The organism is Nonomuraea sp. NPDC050404, from assembly GCF_040655495.1.
Classification (GTDB): Bacteria; Actinomycetota; Actinomycetes; order Streptosporangiales; family Streptosporangiaceae; genus Nonomuraea.
Genome location: NZ_JBFAKB010000047.1, coordinates 14547 through 37571 on the forward strand (window position 1 = coordinate 14547; position 23025 = coordinate 37571).

The 23025-nt window shown below is 69.4% G+C and carries 22 protein-coding genes; 13 read left to right on the top strand and 9 right to left on the bottom strand.

Annotated elements, in window-relative coordinates; genetic code table 11:
- The first annotated feature begins 35 nt into the window (after positions 1-35).
- From AB0I81_RS60115 to AB0I81_RS60125, 3 genes are all read left to right on the top strand, one after another.
- Complete coding sequence (locus AB0I81_RS60115) at positions 36-551, top strand: ATP-binding protein (RefSeq protein ID WP_360678696.1); 516 nt, start codon at positions 36-38, stop codon at positions 549-551.
- A 272-nt stretch (positions 552-823) separates the two neighbouring features.
- Positions 824-1015, top strand: coding sequence for a hypothetical protein (locus tag AB0I81_RS60120; protein ID WP_360678698.1), 192 nt, complete (start codon positions 824-826; stop codon positions 1013-1015).
- 101 nt (positions 1016-1116) lie between these two features.
- Positions 1117-1422, top strand: coding sequence for a hypothetical protein (locus AB0I81_RS60125; protein WP_360678699.1), 306 nt, complete (start codon positions 1117-1119; stop codon positions 1420-1422).
- 543 nt (positions 1423-1965) lie between these two features.
- Here the strand turns inward: AB0I81_RS60125 and AB0I81_RS60130 are convergent.
- From AB0I81_RS60130 to AB0I81_RS60145, 4 genes are all read right to left on the bottom strand, one after another.
- Positions 1966-3645, bottom strand: a complete 1680-nt coding sequence (locus AB0I81_RS60130; protein ID WP_360678701.1) for a tyrosine-type recombinase/integrase — start codon at positions 3643-3645, stop codon at positions 1966-1968.
- Between the two features lie 5 nt (positions 3646-3650).
- Positions 3651-3932, bottom strand: a complete 282-nt coding sequence (locus AB0I81_RS60135; protein WP_360678703.1) for a helix-turn-helix domain-containing protein — start codon at positions 3930-3932, stop codon at positions 3651-3653.
- Between the two features lie 301 nt (positions 3933-4233).
- The gene (locus AB0I81_RS60140; protein WP_360678705.1) at positions 4234-5133 is read right to left on the bottom strand and encodes a DNA methyltransferase; all 900 of its coding nucleotides are present in this window, start codon (positions 5131-5133) and stop codon (positions 4234-4236) included.
- Positions 5133-6152 carry a hypothetical protein gene (locus AB0I81_RS60145; protein ID WP_360678707.1) on the bottom strand — a complete coding sequence of 340 codons (1020 nt, stop codon included), beginning with the start codon at positions 6150-6152 and terminating at the stop codon, positions 5133-5135. Before AB0I81_RS60145 ends, AB0I81_RS60140 begins: the two co-directional genes overlap by 1 nt.
- Before the next feature lie 482 nt (positions 6153-6634).
- On the opposite strand from AB0I81_RS60145, the gene AB0I81_RS60150 reads away from it, so the two are divergent.
- From AB0I81_RS60150 to AB0I81_RS60195, 10 genes are all read left to right on the top strand, one after another.
- The gene (locus AB0I81_RS60150; protein WP_360678709.1) at positions 6635-7048 is read left to right on the top strand and encodes a hypothetical protein; all 414 of its coding nucleotides are present in this window, start codon (positions 6635-6637) and stop codon (positions 7046-7048) included.
- A gap of 368 nt (positions 7049-7416) precedes the next feature.
- Complete coding sequence (locus tag AB0I81_RS60155) at positions 7417-8328, top strand: hypothetical protein (protein ID WP_360678711.1); 912 nt, start codon at positions 7417-7419, stop codon at positions 8326-8328.
- 311 nt (positions 8329-8639) lie between these two features.
- Positions 8640-9068, top strand: coding sequence for a pilin (locus AB0I81_RS60160; protein WP_360678713.1), 429 nt, complete (start codon positions 8640-8642; stop codon positions 9066-9068).
- A gap of 231 nt (positions 9069-9299) precedes the next feature.
- Positions 9300-10838, top strand: a complete 1539-nt coding sequence (locus tag AB0I81_RS60165; protein ID WP_360678715.1) for a hypothetical protein — start codon at positions 9300-9302, stop codon at positions 10836-10838.
- Entirely contained in the window at positions 10835-11791 is a 957-nt protein-coding gene (locus AB0I81_RS60170) for a PrgI family protein (RefSeq protein ID WP_360678717.1), read from the top strand. The genes AB0I81_RS60165 and AB0I81_RS60170 overlap by 4 nt, the downstream gene beginning before the upstream one ends.
- Positions 11788-13653 (top strand): ATP-binding protein, encoded by a 1866-nt coding sequence (locus AB0I81_RS60175; RefSeq protein ID WP_360678719.1) that lies wholly within the window; start codon positions 11788-11790, stop codon positions 13651-13653. Before AB0I81_RS60170 ends, AB0I81_RS60175 begins: the two co-directional genes overlap by 4 nt.
- Positions 13650-16223 (top strand): type IV secretion system DNA-binding domain-containing protein, encoded by a 2574-nt coding sequence (locus AB0I81_RS60180; protein WP_360678721.1) that lies wholly within the window; start codon positions 13650-13652, stop codon positions 16221-16223. Before AB0I81_RS60175 ends, AB0I81_RS60180 begins: the two co-directional genes overlap by 4 nt.
- Before the next feature lie 43 nt (positions 16224-16266).
- On the top strand, positions 16267-17301 hold the full coding sequence (locus tag AB0I81_RS60185) for a replication-relaxation family protein (protein ID WP_360678723.1): 1035 nt from the start codon (positions 16267-16269) through the stop codon (positions 17299-17301).
- Positions 17298-18278, top strand: coding sequence for a C40 family peptidase (locus AB0I81_RS60190; protein WP_360678725.1), 981 nt, complete (start codon positions 17298-17300; stop codon positions 18276-18278). The genes AB0I81_RS60185 and AB0I81_RS60190 overlap by 4 nt, the downstream gene beginning before the upstream one ends.
- A gap of 270 nt (positions 18279-18548) precedes the next feature.
- On the top strand, positions 18549-19277 hold the full coding sequence (locus AB0I81_RS60195; protein WP_195902210.1) for a hypothetical protein: 729 nt from the start codon (positions 18549-18551) through the stop codon (positions 19275-19277).
- 84 nt (positions 19278-19361) lie between these two features.
- On the opposite strand, the gene AB0I81_RS60200 is transcribed toward AB0I81_RS60195, so the two are convergent.
- The 5 genes from AB0I81_RS60200 to AB0I81_RS60220 all read right to left on the bottom strand — a co-directional run bounded on the left by AB0I81_RS60200 (position 19362) and on the right by AB0I81_RS60220 (position 22759).
- Positions 19362-19799 carry a ParB N-terminal domain-containing protein gene (locus AB0I81_RS60200; RefSeq protein WP_360678727.1) on the bottom strand — a complete coding sequence of 146 codons (438 nt, stop codon included), beginning with the start codon at positions 19797-19799 and terminating at the stop codon, positions 19362-19364.
- Positions 19796-20305, bottom strand: coding sequence for a hypothetical protein (locus AB0I81_RS60205; RefSeq protein ID WP_360678729.1), 510 nt, complete (start codon positions 20303-20305; stop codon positions 19796-19798). Before AB0I81_RS60205 ends, AB0I81_RS60200 begins: the two co-directional genes overlap by 4 nt.
- On the bottom strand, positions 20302-20913 hold the full coding sequence (locus AB0I81_RS60210) for a hypothetical protein (RefSeq protein WP_360678731.1): 612 nt from the start codon (positions 20911-20913) through the stop codon (positions 20302-20304). Before AB0I81_RS60210 ends, AB0I81_RS60205 begins: the two co-directional genes overlap by 4 nt.
- Before the next feature lie 172 nt (positions 20914-21085).
- Positions 21086-21544 carry a hypothetical protein gene (locus AB0I81_RS60215; protein WP_360678733.1) on the bottom strand — a complete coding sequence of 153 codons (459 nt, stop codon included), beginning with the start codon at positions 21542-21544 and terminating at the stop codon, positions 21086-21088.
- A 210-nt stretch (positions 21545-21754) separates the two neighbouring features.
- Positions 21755-22759, bottom strand: a complete 1005-nt coding sequence (locus tag AB0I81_RS60220; protein WP_360678735.1) for a DUF932 domain-containing protein — start codon at positions 22757-22759, stop codon at positions 21755-21757.
- Between the last annotated feature and the right edge of the window lie 266 nt (positions 22760-23025).

Here is a 23025-nt window from a genome sequence, read left to right on the forward strand (position 1 = left end):
CCTGTCATGAGAAGGACATGGGCTGACGATCGAGGATGAGCGAGGCGGATACGGTGATCTACTCTCCACCGGCACGGGTCGATCTTCACGCACTTCATGAGCTGGGCGCTGTTCGGCTCGCGCTCAGTGACCGCGCTCCGCGCCTGGCGCGTGAAGCGGTCAGCGGGTGGCTCGGCGCTGACCATCCGGCTCGGGAGATCGTGGCCTTGGCGGCATCGGAGCTGGTCACGAATGCCGTCCGATATTCCGACGCTGTCAGCACCGGGGACGGTGCTGATGCGATCATGCTCGAGCTGGCGCAGGCGCCGGACTTCCTCCGGCTGGCGGTAACTGATCCCGGATCGGTGTCCACGGCCCCGCCGGACATTCCACCGCAGACCGCGAATCCGTACTCCGAGCATGGCCGCGGGCTGGCGATTGTCCAACGTCTGTCGCGCGGACGATGGGGGAACTGCCAGACACCGCCACAAGGGCTGCGTCTGGTCTGGTGCCACCTCGACCGCCAGCCCACCCCGGCGCAACTGGAGGAGTTGTTCAGTGCTCCGGACTAACCGGCTGCTCTGCCCCGCTCCCGGAGAGTCGCTGTGAGCCGGCACCGTCTGCTCACACTCACTCTCGTGTTCACCGCCGCCCCGGCATTTCCAGGCGAATGATCATCACAGTGCTCATCCTCGGCCCAAGCGCCTAAGCAGCCGTTGCGCGATGGCGCCGCTGAAAAGTCCGGCGCCGGGCTGTTCATGGCCGCTCGCTACTCGGCCCTGTGCCCACGCACCACAAGCAGCTTCCCCCGAATCCCGTCTCCCCGTGTATGGAGTTCTTCGTTGTGTCCCGTTCGACGATCATCGGTGTGCTGGCGCTGCTGCTGACCGCTGGCTACGTCACCTTCGTCCTGCTGGCCCCGGCCAGCAGGGCCAAGCCGGTCAGTACGGCCCTGGTCGTGGGCCTGCTGATCGCCTGCCTCGTGGCCGCCCTGCGGGTGGGCTACCGAGCGCGGCAAGCCGCCCACCGTAACTAGCACCATCCCGAACACCCCCGCCGCCGCTTTCCCCGCTCACCCCGTAAACAACCACGCCCTCCCCTTCCCCAGCAGCCATCCACCACCTTCCGGAGCCAGCCATGCCCAACCCCATCGCCCCCGCTGCGGCCACCGAAGCCGCCACTCACCTCAACAACCTGCAGGCGGCACTGCAGAGCCTCGGCTTGCACGCTCGCCTGCTTACCCAGGACGACCGGCTCCCGCGCCTGCGCGTGATCAATCCCAAAGCCACCGCGCTGTCCGAGCTCATCTCCGCCGCGCCGGACCATGGCCAATGGCTGTTCTGGTGGTCATGGGACCAGCCCATCACCGAGGTCACCCACCTGGCCACGGCAGCCGAGCGCATCGGCCACGTCCTGGCCACAACCGCCCCGAACGCCGCGTAACCCCACTCAGTCCCGCTCAGCGACACGGCCGAAACCCGTGATCGGCGTACAGCGCCCGCCCGCTGGCACCCGGCACGGACATCAACCAAAGGCCCGGCGCCCCACGCCGCTGCGCTCGGGTGCACGGTCCCGGTCATTCGCCATCACCGCCTGGAGCGACGGACCGAGGTAGGTAGCAGCGCCGATAATCTCTCGGGCACACGCTGGGGAGAACGCGGTCCCGCTCAACGCGTTCTCAGGACCTGGTGACAGGCCGGTTTCAAGAAGCCCGGCCGGTCACCCGCGCGGTGATGATCACGGCGTTCCCCCCGGACGCCTGGTCGTTGCCGGGGGCGGTTCCTCGCTTTGGGGACAATCGCGGAAACCAAGGGCCGCGATGTAAGGGACCGCCCCACCCACAGACATCCAGACAGCCGCACCCCGTCTCAAGCGTGTGCCACTGCCGGTCTCAAACCCTGCAGATACGACTCTGACGCGCGAGAGGCCGGTCAGCCGCACGGCTGACCGGCCTCCGGCCAACTTCTCGCCCTAGCCTCTTGGCGACTAACTGGTCGGCATCGGGATCACCGACCCGCCGGTCTCCCCCTTTCCGCTTGTTCCAGGCCGGGCGGTGCTTCGCTGGGGCGGCACCCGCCCCGACAGGTGCACGGCAGGTCCCGCCAGAAGAGCCGCGGTGGCCTCGGCCGCCGCAGCAGCGGCTTCGGGGTAGACGCTGGTGTAGGTGTCACGGGTGAAGGCCGAGGAGGTGTGCCCGAGGGTCTCCTGCACGATCTTGATGTCCACCCCGGCGGCGAGCATCGCGGTGGCCGCGCCATGTCGGAGATCGTGGAGCCGGATCGGCGGCAGACCTGCCTGGTAGCACAGCCAGTAGAAGCGATCGGTCACCTGCTGCGGGTGCAGCGGGCGGCCGATTTCGTCGATGAAGACGAACCCGCTGTCCACCCAGTCCTCGCCCGCCGCCAGCCGCTCTTGAGCCTGGCGCTTCTTGTGCTGCTTCAGGATCGCCATCGTCTCGGCGTCGACGGCGATCTCACGGTCGCTGGCATCGGTCTTCGGGGTGCCCTGGATCGGATCCCAGCCGAGCTGGGTGATCTGCCAATGCACGCCGATCCGGCTCTTTTCGAAGATGACGTCCGGCCAGCGCACGCCGACCCCCTCACCGCGCCGCAGCCCGCGTACCGCGATCAGCCGGTACAGGGCGAACAGTCGATCCTTCGGGGCATAGGCGAGGAACGCCGAGGTCTGCTCGGGCGTCCACACCATCACCGGCGACGGCCGGGGCGCGCCGATGTAGGCGGCGATCGGGTCTACCCGCTTTCCCTCGCGGGCCCGCTTGAGCCGATCCACGTGCCCGGCATGATCTTTGCGCCACTGGATGACCTTCTCCTCCGTCCAGATGACCGGCTTGGGCCGTACGGCGGGAGCCAGCTCGACCACGGCAGCCGGGTTGAAGTCCAGCAGCCGGTCCTGGCTGATCGCGATGTTCAACGCGTGCCGCAACGTCGCCCGGATCCGGTGCAGAGTCGTCGGCCCGACCGGACGCCGGTAGCGGACCGACGCCACCCGGGATGGGTCGCCACTGGCGCGTTCGGCGGCAATGATGTCGTTGAACTCCTCGATCGCATCGAACATGCCCGCGAGGTCGGAGACGCGTAGCCGGTCCAACCGGATCTCCCCCAGGTAGGGGTTGAGGTAGAGCCGCACGTGAGATTCGTAGGAGCGTTTGGTGGTCGCTTCGATCGACCGCTTGCGCTTGAGGAACTCCTCCAGCCATTCGGCCACCGTGATGTGCCGGTTCAGGTCCTGGCGGGTGCGGACCTTACGCCGCACCTCCTCGGTATCGGGCAGGCTCTTGGTGTCCTTGAGCACCGACAGCATCAGCTTGGTGATCTGCCGTCGCACCGCCGGTTCGGCGTCGAGGGCGAGCAGGCCGCGAGCGTGGTCCAGCTCGGCCTCGGCATCCTCCAGCGTGGCGAACCCGCTGCGCCGCAGTGGGTTACGCCGCTTGCCGTCGGCGTTTGCGGGGAGTTCGAGCTGGTAGCCCCAGGTGCCGTGGGTGGTGCTCCACCGGCCGCGACCGTCCCCAGAAGTGCGGCGTAGTTTGGGACAGGTCTTGCTGATGTTCTTGCCGGTCACCGGGTCGATGCACGTACAGATCTTGAACGTGGTGCCCTTGGCAACGTTCAACTCCTTCCCCGCTGTCGTGTTCGGGGCTTTCGTCATCGTGGTCATCCTTCCTGGGGTGTCGGGCGGCTGTTGGTGCCGCCCTCGTTGGTGTGGTCGAGGTTGGTGTGGTCGGGGATCGTGTGGTCGAGCAGCGCCCGCAGGCCGCGTACCGGCACCGCATACCGACCGCCGATCCGCAGCACCCGGCACGGAAACTCACCCGCCTTGGCGAGGCGGTAGGTCGTGGTGCGGCTCAGGCCGAGCAACCGCCCGGCCGCGAGCAGGCCGATCACCTCCGGCTCCGTCTGCTGTGTCGGGTGGCCTGTTGGGGTTGGGCTGGTCATGCAGCACCTCCGTGAGCGTTGAGGAACAGGGCGTTCGGGCCCTTGGGGCCACGTGTTGCTAGCGGGCTGTGGTGGGCGCTGCGCCCCCGGCCCGGCCCCGTCCGGTATCCGGGGTGGGGCGGGACCGGCCGTTCATGGACGGGCGGCCACAGCACCACTGCACGGGGTTCGGATGCGGCCGGGCTGGTGACGGCGGTATCGACGCCCACCTCCACGGCCCGCGTCAAGCAAAATCCGCAGGTTCACGCCGCACCCCAGCGCCTGGCCCGAATGCGGGCCAGGACGCCGGGAATGATCGGCGTTACTGCAGCTCGCGCTCGCCTCGAAGGTCCTTCAGGTTCTGTGAACCCGTGGGCGTCCCAGGTCGGCGGAACACGAGCAGGTCCTCATGAGCGACGGCGTGAATCGGCGTGCCGCGCGCCCACGCCTTACGCGCCTCGTGTAGCTGGAAGAACGAGGCCCGGTTCAGCAGCCGGCCCTCGCCCAGCCCGCACAGCAGGCACACGATCCGATCGGCGAACACCAGCCCGACCTCCTCGGCCAACTGGTGGACGTGGCCGGGCAGATCGACCAGCTCGCCACGCACCCGGTAGGGCCGCACGGTGATCGCCGCCACCCCGCCGCCCGGCCGCAATAGCTCCACGCACCCGGCCAGGATGCGGCCGAACCCCTCCAGCAACGCCGGGAGCTGCTGGTGGGCAAGGTTGGCGCGGTCGGTGGAGTAGTGCTGGTTCCACTTGCGTACGCCCGGCTCGCCGGTGTCGCGAGTGGAACGGATGTGCCCGTGCGTGGCCGCCCCGTACGGGGGCGAGGTGAGCACCAGCGCGGCCCGCCCGACCAGGTCGGGCAGCAGCCGGGCGATGTGCCGGGAGTCCCCGGCCACCACCTGCCCGAAGCCGGGAGCCCCCTGCTTCTTGGCGTGGCCGAGGTTGGCGACCGCCAGGCGCGCCCACCGCTCCTCGAACTCCACACCCGCGGCGTGCCTGCCCAGATGGGCGGCCTCGACCAGGGTGGTGCCGATCCCGCACATCGGATCGACCACCAGCTCCCCCGGCTCGGTGTAGGTGGCGATCACTCGGGCGGCGATCGAGGGCAGCATCTTGCCCGGATGCCGCATCGACTCCGGCACATACCGGCCTCTGCGCTGCACCCGCGACGGCCGCTGCCCGGTCGCCCACACCGACGTCGTCGCCCCGGTCATCACCGCTCACCCCCGGCCTTCGCCGAAGCCTCAGCTCTGCCGGAATCGCTGGCGCGTGGGGCGGCCGGAGCCGTCGTGATGTCTGAGCCTGCGGCCAACCTGGGCTTGGTGAAGATGACCAGGTCGCTGTGCACGCGAACGCTCGCCGGCAACCCGGCGCACTCTGGCGGCTCCTCGATCGCGACCTGGCTCCGGCGGGACAGAGCCGGGCCGGTCTGTTCGCCCCGCGCGGGATGCCGCAGGGCGATGATGTGCTGCAGATACACCAGCCCCGCCGCGCGGGCCCGGGCAATGATCTCCGGCACCGGATCGGCCACCTCGTGTTCCCGGTGCAGGCCGGTGACCACCACCAGATGCCCACCCGGCTGGACCAGCCCCGCCGCACACGCGACGTCGAAGACCACGGCTCCTGCCTCAGAACCTGGCCGTCCGGCAGGCCGGCCCAGCGGCTGCCGGCAGGTCTGCTCGGCCACGACCAGCCCCGCACCGGCTGCGAGATCGGCCAGCACCGAAGACTCATCACCCCGATCGGGGACGCGAAGCTCGGTGACCTCCAAGTCGTGCTGGGGATGAATACGGGCCAGACAAGCCCACGACACGCCCGCCAGGGCCGCGTCGGTGAACACGGCCACCGGCAGGCAGCCCGCCGTCAGCGCGGCCGACACGAGCTGATGATCGCTCGCGCCGAGGTGGACCACGGTCTCGCCCAGCCGGGCGCACGCCGCGATGAGGTTCCGGGCCAGCGGGCCGCTGACCGGATGGCAGCAACCCGCCGGGCAGGTCGCAACCGCTTCGGTATCGGCTGCGGCCAGCCACACCGACAGCGGTAGGTGACCGCGGACGGCACCCTGAACCTCCCGAGCCAGCCCAAGGCCGGGCTCACGAAGCGGGACGTCCGGCCCGGAGGCCACGGGCGAGGCAATCGATGCGGTGGATGTGGAGCCGGGCGCGGCGGGCCCGGCAGCGACGTAGGAGTTGGTGGATGTGGAAGCGGTTGAGGTGGTGGTGAATTCGGTCATGTGGGTGTGGCCCGAAGTGCCCGGCCACCGATCCCTGTCACTGTTCCAAATACCTGCCGCAGACCCCGAGTTAGGACAAGCCGTCAGGCAAAGCTTCGGCAAGGCCATCCGTGGTTTCACTCACCGGATGCCGCCTCTCGGGCGCGTCCGGCTGCTCATCCACAGGTTGTGGGCGGCCGTGCCGGCAGGCCCTCACCACATCATCCGCGCAGCCTGCCGCGCATCGGGAAAGACGCGCTTCCACATCCCGCCGACGTCGTCCGCTTCGCCCTCGGCTGGTGGCCAAGATAGACGCCTCTTCGTCCGAAACACCGCCGAGAGGAGAACGTTTTCGCAGGTCACAGCGGTTCGGGGCAACTTCCGGGCAGCTTCCGGGCAACGTCCGTCACCGGCTGCAGCACGGTTTCCCCGTCGCTGTTCGCCGGTGCGGCCTACTGTGAGAAGAGGACACCCCGGGCCGTGTCCACCGGGAGGTGATCAGCATGCCGAGCCGGAAAGACGAACTGGCCGAACGCCGCTTCGCCAAGCTCGTCGACCAGGTCAAGGCGATGATGTCCGCCCGTCTCAAGCCGGAGTACCACGGCTTCTACGGCCAGCTCGTTCTCACCCGCGACGCGGTGACCGAGCTGGGGGATGCGGCCGAAGTACGACGAGCCGCACGGACGGCCGGCCGCCGACTCGGCTGGCAGGTCCGAACCCACCTCGCCGATGACGAGACGCTGGTCATCATCGATGACCGCGACCCACCCCAAGAGATCCGGGATCTGGCAGCCCGCCGTGCCGCCGAGGCTGTCTCCGCCGTCATCACCCGCGCACAAGCCGAGGCCCGCATGCGCCGCACCAGCGCGCCCGACACCTCTCCCACCTGCCCAACCGACCCTGGAAAGAGTCTCTGAGCGACCCAGCCGCAGGGCCGAGTTCTGCCGCGGCGGCGATCAGGAGTCCGACGCAGGCCTGGGGTCCGCATCCACGGTTGACGCGAACTTGACCCGAGACTTTCAACGCGACCGCATTACCGCAGGTCAAGACGCCTTTCCAGGTGCGACGACGTAGATCACACCTTCTGCTCCCCGACGGCCACAAACCCAACTCTCCGGCGTTCTCGCAGGTCATCCATGGTTTCGGAGCATGACCGGAAGCTGGGGTGATCTTTGCTGTGCCCGATGTCTGATCATTTTCTGCCCGGCTACTGCCCGGTTGCTGTCCGGGCACTGTGGCGGCATAGCGACGTCCGAACCGACCACGCCTTCTCGGGAGCGTCGCCATGTCTCATCCTTCGATCCGCCTCGCCACCGACAGCACCGACGCGGCCATCACCATCACGACCATCACCCGTCCGACCCCGGCCGACGCGCTGTCCGGCCTCGACCTCGACACCGACATCGACGACGCGCGGCCCAGCCAGCCGTCCGACGATGACCATCTGAGCCTGGCCGGGTCGCTGCCACTGGACGTGGCCGAGCGCGCCTTCAACCTGCTCATGCGCGGCCCCGACCCGCTCTCGCTGGACGGTGCGCGGCTCGGGCACGGGCTGCCAGCCCGGCCGATCCCGCTCCACGAGCTGCGGGGGATGCTGCTGCATCCGTCCTGCTCGCGGGCCACCCGTGATCACGCGTGGCGGCATCTCATCGAGCGGGCCCGCACCCAGCGAGGGGCATGGATGGTCGCCGCCGTCACCCTGGCCATCCCGATGCTGCGCCGCCTCCTTGGCGCGCTCGCCGGCACCATCCCGGCCGAGCGGACCTGCCGCGAGGACCTGGAAGCCGACGTGCTGACCGCCTTCGTGGAAGCTCTCTACCGGGTGAATCTGACCTGGTCGCACACGCTGCTGCGGCTGTCGCGGCTGACCCGCATCGCCGTCGTGCGCGCCCACGCCGCCGACCAGCCCGCTCTGCTGGCCGACCCTGACCTCACCGACCGCGCCGACAACACCCAGGAGGCTTTCACCTACCCGACCGGCCACCCCGACCAGCTTCTCGCCCAAGCCGTCGCCCAGGACATCATCACCGTCCTGGAGGCGGAGTTGATCGCCTGCACCCGGCTCGAAGGCGTCCCGCTGAGCGCCTACTGCCGCCGCCGTGGCCTGCTCTACTGCACCGCGCTCAAGCGCCGCCAGCGCGCCGAAACCGCGCTCTACCAGGCACTCCAGAACGGCGAGCTGTCCTGTGGCCTGTAGCGATCGCACCAGCGCCGACAGCTCGCGGCCAGCAAAGATCGCGCCAAATCCGCTGGCCCTCATGTCCTAACTCGGCCTTTCACCCAGGTCTTTTAACCACTGAGAAGGCAGCGCGGAGGGCGCCCGGACCCGGCAGCCGGGCCCGTCCCTGGTCACCGGTCCCTGTCACCCGGCCCAGCCCACCACACACCACTCGCACCGCAAGGAGGACGCCCACCCGGCCCCGCAGCCGGTCCGGCACCTCCGCGCCGCCCTCTCACCCACCAGCCGCCATCCGACTCACACCGGCACCACTCTCGGGGAGACACCACATGACACCGCGCCAGCGCCGCACCACCGCCTCAGCCCAAACCCACAGCCTCAAGATCCTGCTCATCGCCATGACCATCCTCGGCGGCATCGTCCTGGGCATCCTGCTCGAGTACGCCATCGCCAACGCCGTCACCGCCACCGACGCCTCAAAGACCGTCCCCGCCCTGCCCACCGACCAACTACTGGCTGCGGCGCCCGCCTCGCTAAACGGCGTGATCGACAACCTGCGCAACGTCATCGTCGGCCTGCTCGTCGCCCTGGCCACCCTGTTCCTGACCGTCGGCGGGGTGCGCTACATCCTGGCCGGCGGCGACCCCGGCGAGGTCGAGTCGGCCAAGAAGACCCTGCGCTACGCCGCCCTCGGCTACGGCATCGCCGTCCTGGCCCCGCTGCTGGTCAGCGTGCTCAAGGGCATCGTGGGTTCCTGACCCGTGACCCGCCACCCGCCACCCCGCCCACCCACGGCGAACACGTCCCGGGCCATCCAGCGCCACCTGGCTCAGCTCCTCGCCATCATCGCCATCACGCTCACTGTCACCGCCACCCAAGCCGCCGCCGAACCAGACCCGCCACCAGCGCCCTCGCCAACGGCGAACCCGCAGCCCACACCGCCCGCCACACCTGCTCCGAGATCGACTCCGTCCACGCCGACGGGGCCAATGCTCACGCCACCACCGCACCCACATCCGAGCACCAGATCCACTACCCCGGCAGCAGAGCCTGAGCCTGCCGCCGAGCCGGCGCCGCAGCCGGACGGCGGCGCGGAGGAATGCGGCTGGCTGGACTTCGGCTGCAAGATCAACCGGGCGCTGAACGGCTGGTTCGGCTCCATCGTCACCGAGGCGATCCAGCCCGCCTTCCAAACCGTCGGCACGCTGCTGCTGTCCGCGCCGCCGCCGGACATGATCGAGCGGGTACAGGAGCTGTCCGCGCACGTACGGATGGTGGCCAACGCACTGCTCGCCTTGTTCGTCCTGGCCGGCGGAGTGATCGTCATGGCGTACGGAAGCGTGCAGACCTCCACCACCGCCGCCGAGATCGCACCCCGGACGGTGGTCGCCGCCATCACGCTCAACTTCTCACTCACCCTCTGCCAGTACGCCATCGAGCTGGCCAACGGCCTGGTCGCCGCGCTACTCGAAGACGGCGTCGACGGGCAGCGAGCCGGCGACCTGATCGCCAACAAGCTCATCAACCCGATCGGCCAGCTCCAGGCCCCGCAAATGTTCTTCATCTGGATGATCGGGCTGGCGGTGGTCATGGGCTTGATCCTGGCCTTCATCGCGGTCGTCCGGATCACGCTGCTGCTCTTCCTGATGATCGCGGCGCCGCTCGCGCTGCTGTGCCACGCGCTGCCGCAGACCGAGCACATCGCCCGGCTGTGGTGGCGCGCCTTCACCGGCGTCCTGATCATGCAGGTGCTGCAGGCGCTCGTACTCATCCTCGCGTTCAAGGTGTACTTCACCGACTCCACCGACACCTTCGCAGCCCCGTCCGGCGGTCCGGCTCTGGCCGCCGTGAAACCCACTGTCGTGCGCGCCGTTGACGCGCTGGTGCTGATCGGCCTGCTGTTCATCCTGATCAAGATTCCCAGCTGGGTCGCCCGCTCCGTCTGGCAGCCCGCCCAGCCCCAGCTGCTCAAGCGCCTGATCAAGGCCGTGATCCTCTACAAGACCGTCGGCCTGGCCAAAACCGCCCTGGCCAAGGGTGGCAGAGCTGCCCGCACCGGCACACGCACGCCGTCCACGCGCCGTCGGCCGCCCGGCCCCGCAGGCGGGGGACGACGCCGCCCTACCCGGCCGAGCGGCGGACCACCGGGAGCGCAGCCCACGGGCAGACCTACACCCAGCCAAGGAGCACCACCTGTGAACACGCCCACCCCGCATGGACCGCGCGGTCACCAGCAGCTTCAGCTACCCCTCAACCTCCCGCCCACGACGGCTGGCCCGAAGTCGCGGCGTACAGGATCGGCCACCACACAGGGACGTCAGCTGGCGTTGCCATTCCCGGTCACCCGCGTGCCCCGCCCACCCGCACCAGCCGCCCCGGCACAACCGACCGGCCCATGGATCCGCCCGAAACCCCCGTGGTCCCAGCCGATGCTGCCCGGCATGCCCACCCGACCGCCACGGCCCCGGCAACTCCAACTTCGCCTTGATCCGCCACCAAGCCGAGCCCGCAGGCAGGACGGCCGATGAACGAGTCCGAACCGTTGATCACGACCATTCCCGCTGATTTTTCCACCCCGGACAAGATCGTCTATGGGCTGAGCTTCCGGCAGATCCTCATCGTCACCCTGACCGGCGGGATCGCCGCCGCCATCTACTACCTGTTCCACCAGCTCCTGCCCATCGTCATCCTCGCCGCGATCGTCCTGCCGCTCGTGGCGCTGGGCCTGACCATCGCGCTCGGCCGACGGGATGGACTCAGCCTGGACCGCTTCGCTCTGGCCGCCCTGCTCCATGCCCGCACGCACAAGCGACTGGTGTGCGCGCCTGAGGGAGTCGTCGAACCGCCGAGCTGGTGCCGGTTGCGCGGAAAGCTGCCCGCGCCGCTGCGGCTGCCGGTCCGGGCGATCCGCACCGACGGCGCCCTCGAACTGTCCGACGGCGGCGTCGCCGTCCTCGTCGAGACCAGCACCTTGTCCTTCCACCTGCGCACCACCAGCGAACAAGCCGCCCTGGTCGGAGCGTTCGGCCGGTGGCTGAACTCTCTGGAAGCACCCGTGCAGATCCTCGCTCGGGCCCGGCCCGCCGACCTGACCGACCTGATCGCGACCGTTGAACACCAGGCAGAGGCGCTGCCACACGCCGCGCTGGCCGACGCCGCCCGCGAACACGCCGCTTACCTGGCCGAGTTGAACGACTCGCGGGAGCTGCTGATGCGGCAGGTGCTCGTCGTGCTTCGCGACCACCCCACCACCAGCCGAGCACGACGAACCGTACGCCGGGACGCCAGCGCCGCCGTCGTCCTGCGACGCGCCGCCGAAGCCGAACGCAGCCTGGCCGCGCTCGGCATCAGCACCCGCGTGCTCGACGCCGACGGCGCCAGTCAAGCGCTGGCCGCATGCCTCGACCCCGGCAGCCAGCACCCACTCGGCCAAGCCCTCCCAGACGAAGTGATCACCTCAACCACCGGGAGCACATCGTGAAGCTACGCTGGCACCACCGCAACCGCGACCACCAGCCCAGCCCTCTCCTCAATCCCGGCTCCGTGCACGTCGGCGCCCGGACTCTGACCTTGCCCGACGCGGTCTGCGCGTCGTTCGCGGTGACCGGCTACCCGCGCGAGGTCGGCGCGGGATGGCTGGAGCCGCTGCTCACCTACCCCGGCCACCTGGATGTGTCCCTGCACATCGAGCCGATCCCACAAGCCGTAGCGGCGATGCGGCTGCGCCGCCAGCTCGCCAGACTGGAATCGGCCAGCCGCGCCGACGCCCAGCATGGCAGGCTCGCCGACTTCGCCGCCGAAGCCGCCGCCGACGACGCCACCCACCTGGCCGACCAGCTCGCCCGAGGCCACGGCCGATTGTTCAAGGTCGGCCTCTACCTGACCATCACCGCCCCAACGGAGCACGAGCTGGCCGCCGAGGTGGAGCGGGTCCGGGCGCTGGCATCGTCCCTGCTACTGGATGCCCAACCGGCGACGTTCCGCGCTTTGCAAGGCTGGACCACCAGCCTGCCGCTCGCGGTCGACTCCCTGCACGCCACGCGGACGTTCGACACCACCGCGCTGGCCGCCGCCTTCCCCTTCACCTCACCTGACCTCACCACGAGCGTCGGCGAGAGCGGAGTGCTGTACGGGCTGAGCGCCACCGGTACCGGCGTGGTGGTGTGGGACCGCTTCGCCCAGGACAACCACAACTCCGTCGTCCTCGCCCGCTCCGGCGCCGGCAAGAGCTTCTTCACCAAACTCGAAACCCTGCGCCTGCTCTACCAAGGCGTCGAGGTCGCCGTCGTCGACCCCGAAGACGAATACGCCCGCCTGGCGCACGCGGTCGGCGGCACCTGCCTGCGGCTCGGCGCCTCCGGAGTGCGGTGGAACCCGTTCGACCTGCCCCCCAGCCACAGCCCACGCGATGACGTGCTGGCCCGGCGGGCGATGTTCCTGCAGACCCTGATCGCCACCATGCTCGGCGGCACCCCGCTCACCCCTCAGACGCGAGCGGCCCTGGACAGCGCGATCCTCGCCACGTACGCGGCGGCCGGGATCACCCGCGACCCCGGCACCTGGAGCAGGCCCGCGCCGCTCCTCGCCGATCTGGTCACCACTCTTACCGCCAACGCGGCCGCTCAGGTAGGGGCGGAGCTGGCCGCGCAGCTCGCTCCGTACGTGACTGGCTCCTACCGGGAGCTGTTCGACGGCCCCACCACCACCCACCCAGCCGGACATCTGACCGTCTTCTCCCTGCGGGACCTGCCAGAGGAGATGAAAGCCGTCGGCACCCTGCTCGCGCTGGACGCGATCTGGCGGCGGGTAGCCAACCCACGCGACCGCAAAAAGCGCCTCGTCGTCGTGGACGAAGCCTGGCTGCTGATGAAGGAGCCCGAAGGCGCCCGCTTCCTGTTCCGGATGGCCAAAGCAGCCAGGAAGCACTGGGCCGGACTCGCCGTCGTCACCCAAGACGCCGCCGACCTGCTCGGCTCCGAGCTCGGGCAGGCGATCGTGGCCAACGCCGCCAGCCAGATTCTGCTGCGCCAAGCGCCGCAGGCCATCGGCGCGGTCGGGGACGCCTTCGACCTGACCGATGGCGAGCGCCAGTTTTTGCTCACCGCCGAACGCGGAGAAGCGCTCCTGGTTGCGGGCCCCGCCCGCCGGGCCGCCCTGAGCATTGTCGCTTCGCCTTCTGAGGCTGCTCTGGCCACAACCGACCCGAAGTCCCTCGCCGAACTCGACCGGCACGACCAGCACCGCCCGCGCCAAGCGGACGCCGCGCAACCACCCGGCCCACCCAGTTTCACCGAGATAACCACCACCGACCAGAACGGCAACGAGGAGAGCGACCCGCTATGACCACCAACCCGGCACCCAGCCCGAACGGAACGTGCCTGCTGTGCGGCATCAACGACCGCGATGTTCAGGAAACCCTGGATTTCCTGGCCGAGTTGCCCGTCCGCCTGCCCGAACTCGCCCTCACCTACGGCCCCCGTCTCGGTGCGGCTATGGCGGTGGTGTGGGCTCTGGCCGCCACGATGCGCTTTCTGCTCGGCTGGCTGCAGCACGCCCGCATGACGCCCGAGGCCCGGCTGATCGAGATCTCTAGCCCGCCCCACAGCGACCCCGAAGGCGCGCTGGTGTTGTGGCGCCAACTCGTCGGCCTGCTGCGCCCCGCATGGAAACGAGCCTTCGCCGGCCAGCCGCACCTGGTCTGGGAGTACCACGGCAGCGACGCCGGAGTACGCATCCGCTTGTGGGTGCCCGGCACCATCCCGGCAGGCATTGTCGAGAAAGCCGTCCAAGCCGCCTGGCCGGGCGCGACCACCACCACCAGCCCCGCCGCCTCACCCCTACCGGCAGAAGCCGAGGTCGCGGGCGGGCGTCTGGTCCTGGGTGCGCCCGAGCACTTCCCGCTCACCACCGACCACGACCACGACCCCATCCGCTCCCTGCTCGAGGCGATGGGCGGACTCCGCGAAGGCGAGCACGCCGTCGTCCAGGTACTGGCCCGGCCGACCACCGGCCGCCGACTGCGGCACGCCTACCAGGCCGCCGCCCACCTGCGCGGCGGAGGCAGCCGCCACTACCTCGGCCGCGTCTTCGACGAGATCCTCCCCCTGCCCACCAGCACCCGCCACCACCACCGCACCGGGGACTTGGCCCGTGACTTCCCCGAACGCGCCGAACAGGTCCGCACCATCTTGGCCAAGGCCGCCCAGCCGCGCTACACCGTCGCCATCCGCTACGCCGTCGCCACCACCACCCGCGAGCCTCTTACCTTGGGCACCCCGGCAACCGTCACCCATGACGGCAAGGGCTCCTCTGATCTGGAGCGCCGGTGGCTGCGCGGCCACGCGCACACCCTGGCCGGCGTCTTCGCCTTGTACACCGGCAGCCACCAGTACCTGCGTCGAGCCCGTCTCTGGCGCGCCCGACACGTAGTCAGCTCGCGCCGCCTGGACTCCGGTTATCTGCTGTCGGTGGCCGAGCTGGCCGCGCTCGCCCACCTACCGTGGGACATCGACGCGCCCGGCATCACCCGCGCCGGAGCCCGCCCGGTAGCGCCGTCTCCGGCCGTACCCAGCACCACGGTGGGCGGAACCGCCCGTGTCCTCGGGGACGCCGACAGCGGCCCACCGCGCCCCGTAGCACTACCGGTGGCCGACGCACGGCATCACACGCACGTCCTGGGCGGCACCGGCGTCGGCAAATCCACCCTGCTCGCCAACATGGTCCTGGCTGACGCGGCAGCGGGACGAGGCGTCCTGGTCATCGATCCGAAGGGAGATCTGGTCACCGACATCCTCAATCGGCTCCCGCAGCGGGCCGTCGGCAAGACGGTCGTGTTCGACCCGCAAGACGCGGGCCCACCGCCCTCGATCAACATCCTCGCCGGGCATGATCCGGCCTTCGCCGTCGACTCCGTCGTGTCCATCTTTCACCGCTGCTTCTCCTCCGCCTGGGGGCCGCGGGTGGATGACCTGCTCCGCTCCACCTGCTTGACCTTGACCAGCGTCCTGGGCCGCAAGGCGACCCTGGCCGATGTGCCCCGGCTGCTCACCGATGCGGCGTTCCGTGCCCGGACTACGGCCGAGCTGCGCGACGAGCTGCTGGCCGGGTTCTGGGACTCCTACGAAGCCCTCACCCCCGCCGGACAGGCCACGGTCATCGGACCGGTGATGAACAAGCTCCGCGCCGTCCTGCTCCGCCCGTTCGTCCGGCAAGCCCTGGCCAGCCCGGACACCACCGTGCCCATCGGCCGGCTCCTCGACCGAGGCGGCCTGGTCCTGGCCAGGCTCCCAAAGGGCATCTTGGGCGACGACGCCGCACGGCTGTTCGGCTCCATCCTGCTCGCCCACACCTGGCAAGCCGCCACCCGCCGCTCCGCCCTGGCCGAGTCAGACAGGCCGGATGCCTCGCTCGTGATCGATGAGTGCCACAACTTCCTGCACTTGCCCGGCCACATCAACGACGTGCTCGCCGAGGCACGCGGCTACCGCCTTTCCCTGGTGCTGGCCCATCAGCACCTCGACCAGCTTCCCGCCGACCTGCGCGAAGCCCTCTCAGCAGATGCCCGGAACAAGATCTACTTCAACGCCTCGCCCAAAGACGCGAACGACCTTAAGCACCACACTGCTCCGTTGATCAGCCCGCACGACCTCACCCATCTCGGCGCCTACCAAGCCGCCGCTCGCCTCGTCATTGACGGCCAGCAGACCTCCGCCTTCACCCTGCGTACCCGTCCCCTGCCCTCCCTGGTCGAGGGCCGGGAGGCACAGATCCGCCAGGCATCTCGCCAGCGGTTCACGGGACCGGCGGTTGCCCGGCGAGCAGGTCAGACGCCTGAACCAGCCGCAGGTAGAGCTGCTGGCCGTGCCTCTCGCGAGGGTGACTCCGGCGCACCTTCAGCCTCCAGCCGCTCCTGACCCGATCCCACGCCCTAGTTCGACCACATCACGGAGGTTCGCCATGTCCGACAAGCCCTGCGGCTGCTCCCACACTTGCCAGCCGGCCAAGCAGCCCGCCACCCGCCGAGCGGCAGCTCGCAAGCTGCCTCGATTCACCATCCAGCCCATCCCGGCAGCCCAGCCCCGGCTCGATCACACCGCGTTGATGCTGCTCTCCGCCAGGTTGACCGAGCGCGACTACGAGATTCTCGATCACCTGCACCGCCACCGCGTCTTGACCACCCACCAGCTGCAGCGGATGTTCTTCACCATCGCCCAGGCCACCCGCGCCCGCATGACCATCCTGTTGCAGCTCAACGCCGTCACCCGGTTCCGGCCCTGGGCCGGATATGGCGCGGGCTCGGCCCCCATCCACTGGGCCCTCGGCAAAGCCGGAGCCGCCGCTCTGGCCGCCCGGCAGGGAATCACCGTCAAGGAACTGGGCTACAACCCCGACATCCCGGTCGCCGTCTCCTCACGCCTGGCCCACCAGGTCGGCGTCAACGACTTCTTCTCCTACCTGCACAGCCGTGCCCGCCACACCTCGCACGCCGTCTTGAGGGCCTGGTTGTCAGAAAGACAGTGCGCCACGCAATGGAGCGACCTGGCCCGCCCGGACGCCTACGGCTGCTGGTCGGAGAACGGCCACCAGATCGACTTCTTCCTCGAACACGACACCGGCGCCGAGACCCTCAAACGCGTCGCCGACAAACTCCACGACTACCGCGCCCTCACCGACGCCACCCGCATCACGACCCCGGTCCTGTTCTGGCTGCCCAACCCCACCCGCGAAGCCAACCTGCGCAGACTTCTCACCGACCATGACCTTCCGATCGCCACCACCGTCCACACCACTCACAGCGACGGCCCCGCCGGGCCCGTCTGGCTACCCGTCCCCGCCGAGGCGGGGCAGACACGGTTGCGGCTGGCCAACCTCGACCGGGGCTGGCCTCACCTCGCCCTCGGCCAAAGCCCCGAGCAACCAGCCAGCGCCGACGACCACGAGGACGCGCTCCTCGACCGCATCTTCGCCGAGGACGAGACCGAGAGCAGATGAAGGCCGCCGCGGCCGGCGCCGCCCTCCTGCTGCTCATCATCTGCGCGTTCATCGCAGCCGCCACCAGCATCCTCACCGGCTCCGGCACACCCGGCGGCCTGGCCTGCGTGATCACGCCTGCGACAACGAGCAGCATGACGGGCGGGCCGGTCGCGGCCAGTACATCGACCGGCGTGGCCTCCACGCTCACCTTGGACAGCGAGCAGCAGATGCACGCCGCCCTCATCGTCCAGGTCGCGACCGAGCGCGGCCTGCCCGCTCGGGCAGCCGTCATCGCGATCGCCACCGCCCTGCAAGAATCCCGGCTACGCAACGTGCACTACGGTCATCTCGACAGCCTGGGCCTGTTTCAACAACGCCCCTCGCAAGGCTGGGGAACACCCGCGCAAATCCTCGATCCCCGCTACGCCACCAGCACGTTCTACGATCGCCTCGTCAAGGTGCCTCGCTGGGAGCAGCTCCCGGTCACCCGAGCCGCCCAAGCCGTCCAACGCTCCGGCCGCCCCGACGCCTACGCCCAATGGGAGCCCTTCGCCCAACACACCGTCGACGCCCTCACCGGCACCTGCGTCCCGATCATCCCCGGCGAGCAGGTCGCCGCCGTACTCGCCTACGCCCACGCCCAACTGGGCAAACCGTACCTGTGGGGCGCTGAGGGACCGGCCGCCTTCGACTGCTCCGGGCTGACCATGCGCGCCTACCAAGCAGCCGGAATCACCATCCCCCGCGTCGCCGCCGACCAGTGGCGCCACGGCCCGCCCATCCCAGCCGGGCAAGAGGAACCAGGCGACCTCGTCTTCTTTCGCATGGAAGCAGACGGCCCCGGACATGTCGGCCTGGTCCTAGGAGGCGGCCAGATGATCCACGCCCCCAACCGGCGTACCGTGGTAAAGATCGACAGCTATCAGCGGCAGGACTTGATCGGTTTCACCCGGCCGCCCGCCCACGCCGCCACCGGCCAATCCGATCCACGCTGATCGCAGGCCACGGCCACCACGTAGACGCGTACGGCATCCGCTCACGCGTCCGCATCGGACCGTTATCCACAGCGGTTCGCACAGACTGACGGCCTGGCCAGGCTGTCATAGCGCCAGCCAGGTCGGCCTCCAGCACTACCGTGATGCCTATCCGACAGGTGAGCTGCTCGTGCGCTTAGCAGAACCCCGTGGTCACGGAGAGAAATTTGCTCGATACTGTGCGGGAAGATCTCGATGAACTTGCAGGTGAGGAGGGGCCTCGTGTGCGCGATGCGGTTCGCCCCGTCCCAGCTCGTCGTCAGCCTCTCCTACGACCTCAACAACCCGATCAAGATCCGCGCCAAGCACAAGGTCGCCGGCATGCTCCTGCTCGACCGCGACCACGCCAACCGCCTCGACCGAGGCTGGAACGTCCCCGGCGCCTACATCCTGCTCGACCGCCCCGACGCGCAGGGACGGTGGGGAGCCTACGTCGGCAAGGCCACCAACCCCGGTCTGCGCCACCGCGTGCTGAAGCAGCTCAAGGATCGCGATCACTGGTACCGGGCGCTGCTCATCCGCTACGAATCCAACGAGGATGAGACGCTCAACAGCAGCGAGGCCGGGTGGCTGGAAGGACGGCTTCACGACCACCTCGCTCAGGCCGGGCAGGTCGACCTGCACAATCGCAACCGCCCTCAAGATCCCACCCTGTCAGACGACGACGAGACCAGCCTCATCGACTACCTGCTGCCTATCGAGTCCGTGCTCCGGCTCATTGGCCACACCCTCTATCCCCGCCCGGCCAACGCCCCCGACGGCGGGGGGCCTCTTGTCAAGGTGATCAAGCCCGAGTCGGTACCGGAGAACCCCACTGCGTATGTCAGCGCGCTCGACTTCGGGCCAACCCCCTACGTCCTCCAGAACCCAACGTTCGAAGCCGTGATGGAGAAGATCGCGCTGATCAAAGCAAGAGGGCATCTTCGGGTCGCGGAAAGGGACTCTGACAGACTGATGTGATCCGGTGGTGCAGCGGGTATGCCCCGTCCAGCACACCAACCTTGTGCTGGACGGGGCATGCCTCCTACGCCACCGGATCAGGCGCTAGCGGATGTATCCCTGCCCCTTCTCACCGCCATGCATCCGACAGGCGAGTTCCTCTTCCGCAGTGAGCACCACCGCGAGCAGCTCTTGAACGCCTGTGGTCACGGCCTTGTAGAGGCGGTGCCAGCCGTCGATGATCAGCATGCCGCCGTTCGGGACCTGGGCCACGATCAGCGGCTCGGACAGATCCACCTGGGCCGCATGCGCGGTGTCGATGGAGATCAATCGAAGCATGGCTCCCCATTCCCTCGGCTGGATCCGACCTTCTGGCATCCGGCCCCGGGTGATCTTCTTTGCGGCGGTGATGTTCCATCGCCACGCCATCATCTGGAAGAACTCCACGCCCGATCCGTCCAGCTCGCTCGGTTTGTGGCTGCTCGCCGTCGAGATCTCCGGGATGGCGGGAGAGGGTTCGCCGGTGGGGGTGCGGTAGGTCATGCCGTGGCCTCCTGTCCGGGCGAGGCAGTCGGAGACTGCTCCGCCGGGCAGGCCGGCCCGAGTGTCTCGGCTTGGGCGAGGAAGATACGGGCGGCGCCTTGCCGGATGAGAGCGAGGCTGTGGTCGAGGTGGACCAGAGCGAGCTCCAGCTCGTTGTCCTGCCCGCGTGTTCCGATGGCCTGGCGGGGGTCTGGTGGGGTGGGGTCGTCGAGGTAGGGGGTGATCCAGGAGACGAACCTGGCGACGGACTGGGCCGGGCGGGACTCTCCGCCGTCGGTGCGCTTGATATGCCGGGTCACCAGCCGCCACCAGGTACTAAGGGTCTGCGCGCGCAGGGTGCCGTAGATCTGCTCGGCGCTCAGCCGCTCGCCCCGGCCAAGACACCGGACGATGTCGTCGAGGTGCTGCTGACAGTTGTGGTGAACCTGCTCGGTGATCGCGTGCAGTGAGGCCGGGACTCCTTCGGGCGGTGCGCCGGTGGCGGCATGCCGCTGAGGGTCGGTCATGACAGGGTTTCCTTCCTCTGGAGGGTGTCGCCAGCGCCGGGATGCGCTGGCACGGTCGGCTGGCCTGTCATGGCCTTACCGCCAGTCGGTGCAGGCAGGTCCGTGGTGACCGGTGCGGCCGTGGGCGGGGTGGCTGCCTGGTGGATGAGGTGCTGGGTGAGGAGGTGGCCGCTGTCGGTGAGGAAGTCGCGGGCGGCAATACGGGCGGCGTGGGCGAGGGCGTGATCGAACAGAGTTCCCGGCCGGGCGGCTGGAGGCTCGCCGGTGAGGTAGTGGCGGGCCCAGGAGCGCACTCGTCGTAGCGCGTGATCGCAGGTCAAGCTCTTGCCCGTGATCTCCTCGTCCACGAGATCCCACCAGGTGCGTGCTGCCTGGGCGTGGGCGGCGGCGAACGACTGCTCACCGGTGAGCCGCTGCCCGTTCTGCAAGGTGAAGATCGCGCGTGCTGCCGCCGTGTAGAAGGTGTGGCGGACTGCGGTGATCTTCTCGGCGGTCAGCTGCTCGCACGAGAGCCGCGCCGTCTCATTTGGGGATGTGGCGCTGTCCCGGGCGGGAGGGGTGCTGCTCGGTTCCCCAGGCGGAGGGTCGGGCTGGTATCGGTGGTTCATCGGGCGTTGTCCTTATCGTCGGGTGACAGGGACCGGTGCGGGGCGAGGGCCGTGAGGTGGCCGTACGGCTGACGGCCGGGGCATCACGCGGCCCCGAGCAGGGCGCGGGCGGTGAGGCGGACCATGAGACGGCCGGGGCGCGGGCCGGTGGGACGCACCCCCGTACACGCCGTCACGGGCGAGATTCCGTGGGCGGGGCCTGCTCGGTCGTGGTGGTCGGCCGGGTGGCGTCGGCCGGGCGGGTGTCGTGATCGGCGGGGAAGGCCAGCGCCTCGGCGAGCTTCTCGGTCGCGTCGAGGAAGGCGCGTGCACCGCCTCGGCGGGACTCGGCCATGGCCAGGGCGAACAAGCCGCCGTTGTGCACTGGACGGGCGTTGATCAGCAGGTCCTGCGCGCGTTGTCGCACGGCCAGCAGCGCGATCGCGCCGTCGATCGGCTCTTCGCGGCCGTGGGTGAGGTCGGTGACCTGCTGCCACCAGGTGAGCCGCTGGTAGGCGTAGGCGATCCGGCCGAGGTCCCTGTCGTACAGCGTGCCCTCGTCATCGAGGGAGGCGATGCGGTTGAGGGCCTCGCCGAGTTCCCGGCGGGCGGCGGTGGCGTAGTGGAGGGCCAGGTCTTCGAGTCGTCCCATGATGATCTCCTTCGGGGTAGCGGTGGATGACGTACGCGGGGCCGGTATCGGCCGGGTCGAGGCCCTGGGCGGGGCTCGGCCCCGCCGCTCGGGCAATCCCGGGGCGCCGGAGCGAGCGGCCGGTGTGGCCGACCGGGGATTGGCCTGTGTGGGTCCGGTACGGCCCCACGCGGGGGCGGTACCGGACGCCGGGGCTGTAATGGCCGTTGGTTAGGCGGTGGCTAGCAACCGGAACGCGCGGGCCTTGAGCTTGGCGTTGTCGTGGTCGTCCAGAAGGGCCCGCTCCGCCCGGACGGTGGCCACGTCGCGGCTGCCGAACACCGGACTCTTGTGATCCAGCCGCTCGGTCACCGCGTTGTACGCCGCCCACCGCGTGTTCCGGATCGGCTCCTGCGTCGGCGCGGTGGTGAACAGGTACTCCAACTCCCGCATGGTCAGATCGTGATTACGCTTGGCCAGCTCCTTCGCGTCGGCCGGAAGGGGATGCAGCCGGTTGGCGAACTGCCGGAACTCCTTGACCTCCATCGGCACCGCGAGCAGCTTCTCGGCCTCGGCCGCGAACGCTTCGCCGTGCTTCCAGGTCAGCTTCAGCGCCTCCCGCGCCTCGGCGATGCGCCCGGCTACATTGCCCGTGTGCCGGACGGTGAACTTTGAGGCGTGATTGGCGAGCGCGGCCCGTTCGGTGTTCGCACAGACGACCCGGACCGGGGTCGCCACGGTGACGAACGACCCCCACCCGTCATGCCGGGAGAACGCCGCCAGGTACAGGTCGACCTGATCGAACCCGCCGACCATGAGCGGCTCGGGCAGCCGCATGGTGACGAACACCCGGCGTCCGCCGTTCAGCGACCCGCCGGTGTCGAAGATCGCCCCCGACTCGTCCACCAGGGTCTGCAGAAACCCGGTGACGTCCTCGTTCTGCAGGACTTGGTAGTCCCGGCCGACACGGCCGAGCCGTTCCGGCGCTCCGGTGACAGGGTTGGTGCGCACCACGAGGAAGTCCTCCTCCGTGACGACCGGCAGGCCCGTGACGGGGTCGGTGACCTGACCGACCGGCACCTTTCGCACGTTCCATCCGGCCAGCTGGGCATTGACCAGCAGGTCCTCGGCGGTCATCGGGCCGGGGGCGGTGTAGCCGAGCCCGTGCCAGCCCGGCTTACCGGCGGCGGCGAACCCGGCCGAACCGTTGGCGAAGACCTCGATTTCGTGAGCCATGACAGTTCCCTCTCTGATGCGTTGTGCTGACGTGCGGGCATGCGAAACAGACGCGATGACCGATTGGTGTTGTGGGGTCCGGCTCCGGCTGCGCGGGCCGTGTGCCGGTGCTTATGGGACCGGTGTTGCCGCCTGAGCGGCAGGCCGGGGCCGCTGGTGGTGCTGTATATGGCGGGTCGGGGTGCGTGCGGGGGTGCGGCCATGGGCGGGTCGGTGGAGGGGTCCCGCCCGGCTACCGGTCCGGCGGGCGGGCCGGTCAGGTCGGC

Excerpts from the sequence above, each read along its gene's own strand:
- AB0I81_RS60130 (WP_360678701.1), bottom strand. The coding sequence starts at position 3,645 with ATGACGAAAGCCCCGAACACGACAGCGGGGAAGGAGTTGAACGTTGCC.
- AB0I81_RS60215 (WP_360678733.1), bottom strand. The coding sequence starts at position 21,544 with ATGGGACGACTCGAAGACCTGGCCCTCCACTACGCCACCGCCGCCCGC.
- AB0I81_RS60205 (WP_360678729.1), bottom strand. The coding sequence starts at position 20,305 with ATGACCGACCCTCAGCGGCATGCCGCCACCGGCGCACCGCCCGAAGGA.
- AB0I81_RS60140 (WP_360678705.1), bottom strand. The coding sequence starts at position 5,133 with ATGACCGGGGCGACGACGTCGGTGTGGGCGACCGGGCAGCGGCCGTCG.
- AB0I81_RS60210 (WP_360678731.1), bottom strand. The coding sequence starts at position 20,913 with ATGAACCACCGATACCAGCCCGACCCTCCGCCTGGGGAACCGAGCAGC.
- AB0I81_RS60160 (WP_360678713.1), top strand. The coding sequence starts at position 8,640 with ATGACACCGCGCCAGCGCCGCACCACCGCCTCAGCCCAAACCCACAGC.
- AB0I81_RS60145 (WP_360678707.1), bottom strand. The coding sequence starts at position 6,152 with ATGACCGAATTCACCACCACCTCAACCGCTTCCACATCCACCAACTCC.
- AB0I81_RS60165 (WP_360678715.1), top strand. The coding sequence starts at position 9,300 with ATGCTCACGCCACCACCGCACCCACATCCGAGCACCAGATCCACTACC.
- AB0I81_RS60200 (WP_360678727.1), bottom strand. The coding sequence starts at position 19,799 with ATGACCTACCGCACCCCCACCGGCGAACCCTCTCCCGCCATCCCGGAG.
- AB0I81_RS60185 (WP_360678723.1), top strand. The coding sequence starts at position 16,267 with ATGTCCGACAAGCCCTGCGGCTGCTCCCACACTTGCCAGCCGGCCAAG.
- AB0I81_RS60195 (WP_195902210.1), top strand. The coding sequence starts at position 18,549 with ATGCGGTTCGCCCCGTCCCAGCTCGTCGTCAGCCTCTCCTACGACCTC.
- AB0I81_RS60150 (WP_360678709.1), top strand. The coding sequence starts at position 6,635 with ATGCCGAGCCGGAAAGACGAACTGGCCGAACGCCGCTTCGCCAAGCTC.
- AB0I81_RS60180 (WP_360678721.1), top strand. The coding sequence starts at position 13,650 with ATGACCACCAACCCGGCACCCAGCCCGAACGGAACGTGCCTGCTGTGC.
- AB0I81_RS60190 (WP_360678725.1), top strand. The coding sequence starts at position 17,298 with ATGAAGGCCGCCGCGGCCGGCGCCGCCCTCCTGCTGCTCATCATCTGC.
- AB0I81_RS60170 (WP_360678717.1), top strand. The coding sequence starts at position 10,835 with ATGAACGAGTCCGAACCGTTGATCACGACCATTCCCGCTGATTTTTCC.
- AB0I81_RS60155 (WP_360678711.1), top strand. The coding sequence starts at position 7,417 with ATGTCTCATCCTTCGATCCGCCTCGCCACCGACAGCACCGACGCGGCC.
- AB0I81_RS60125 (WP_360678699.1), top strand. The coding sequence starts at position 1,117 with ATGCCCAACCCCATCGCCCCCGCTGCGGCCACCGAAGCCGCCACTCAC.
- AB0I81_RS60135 (WP_360678703.1), bottom strand. The coding sequence starts at position 3,932 with ATGACCAGCCCAACCCCAACAGGCCACCCGACACAGCAGACGGAGCCG.
- AB0I81_RS60220 (WP_360678735.1), bottom strand. The coding sequence starts at position 22,759 with ATGGCTCACGAAATCGAGGTCTTCGCCAACGGTTCGGCCGGGTTCGCC.
- AB0I81_RS60115 (WP_360678696.1), top strand. The coding sequence starts at position 36 with ATGAGCGAGGCGGATACGGTGATCTACTCTCCACCGGCACGGGTCGAT.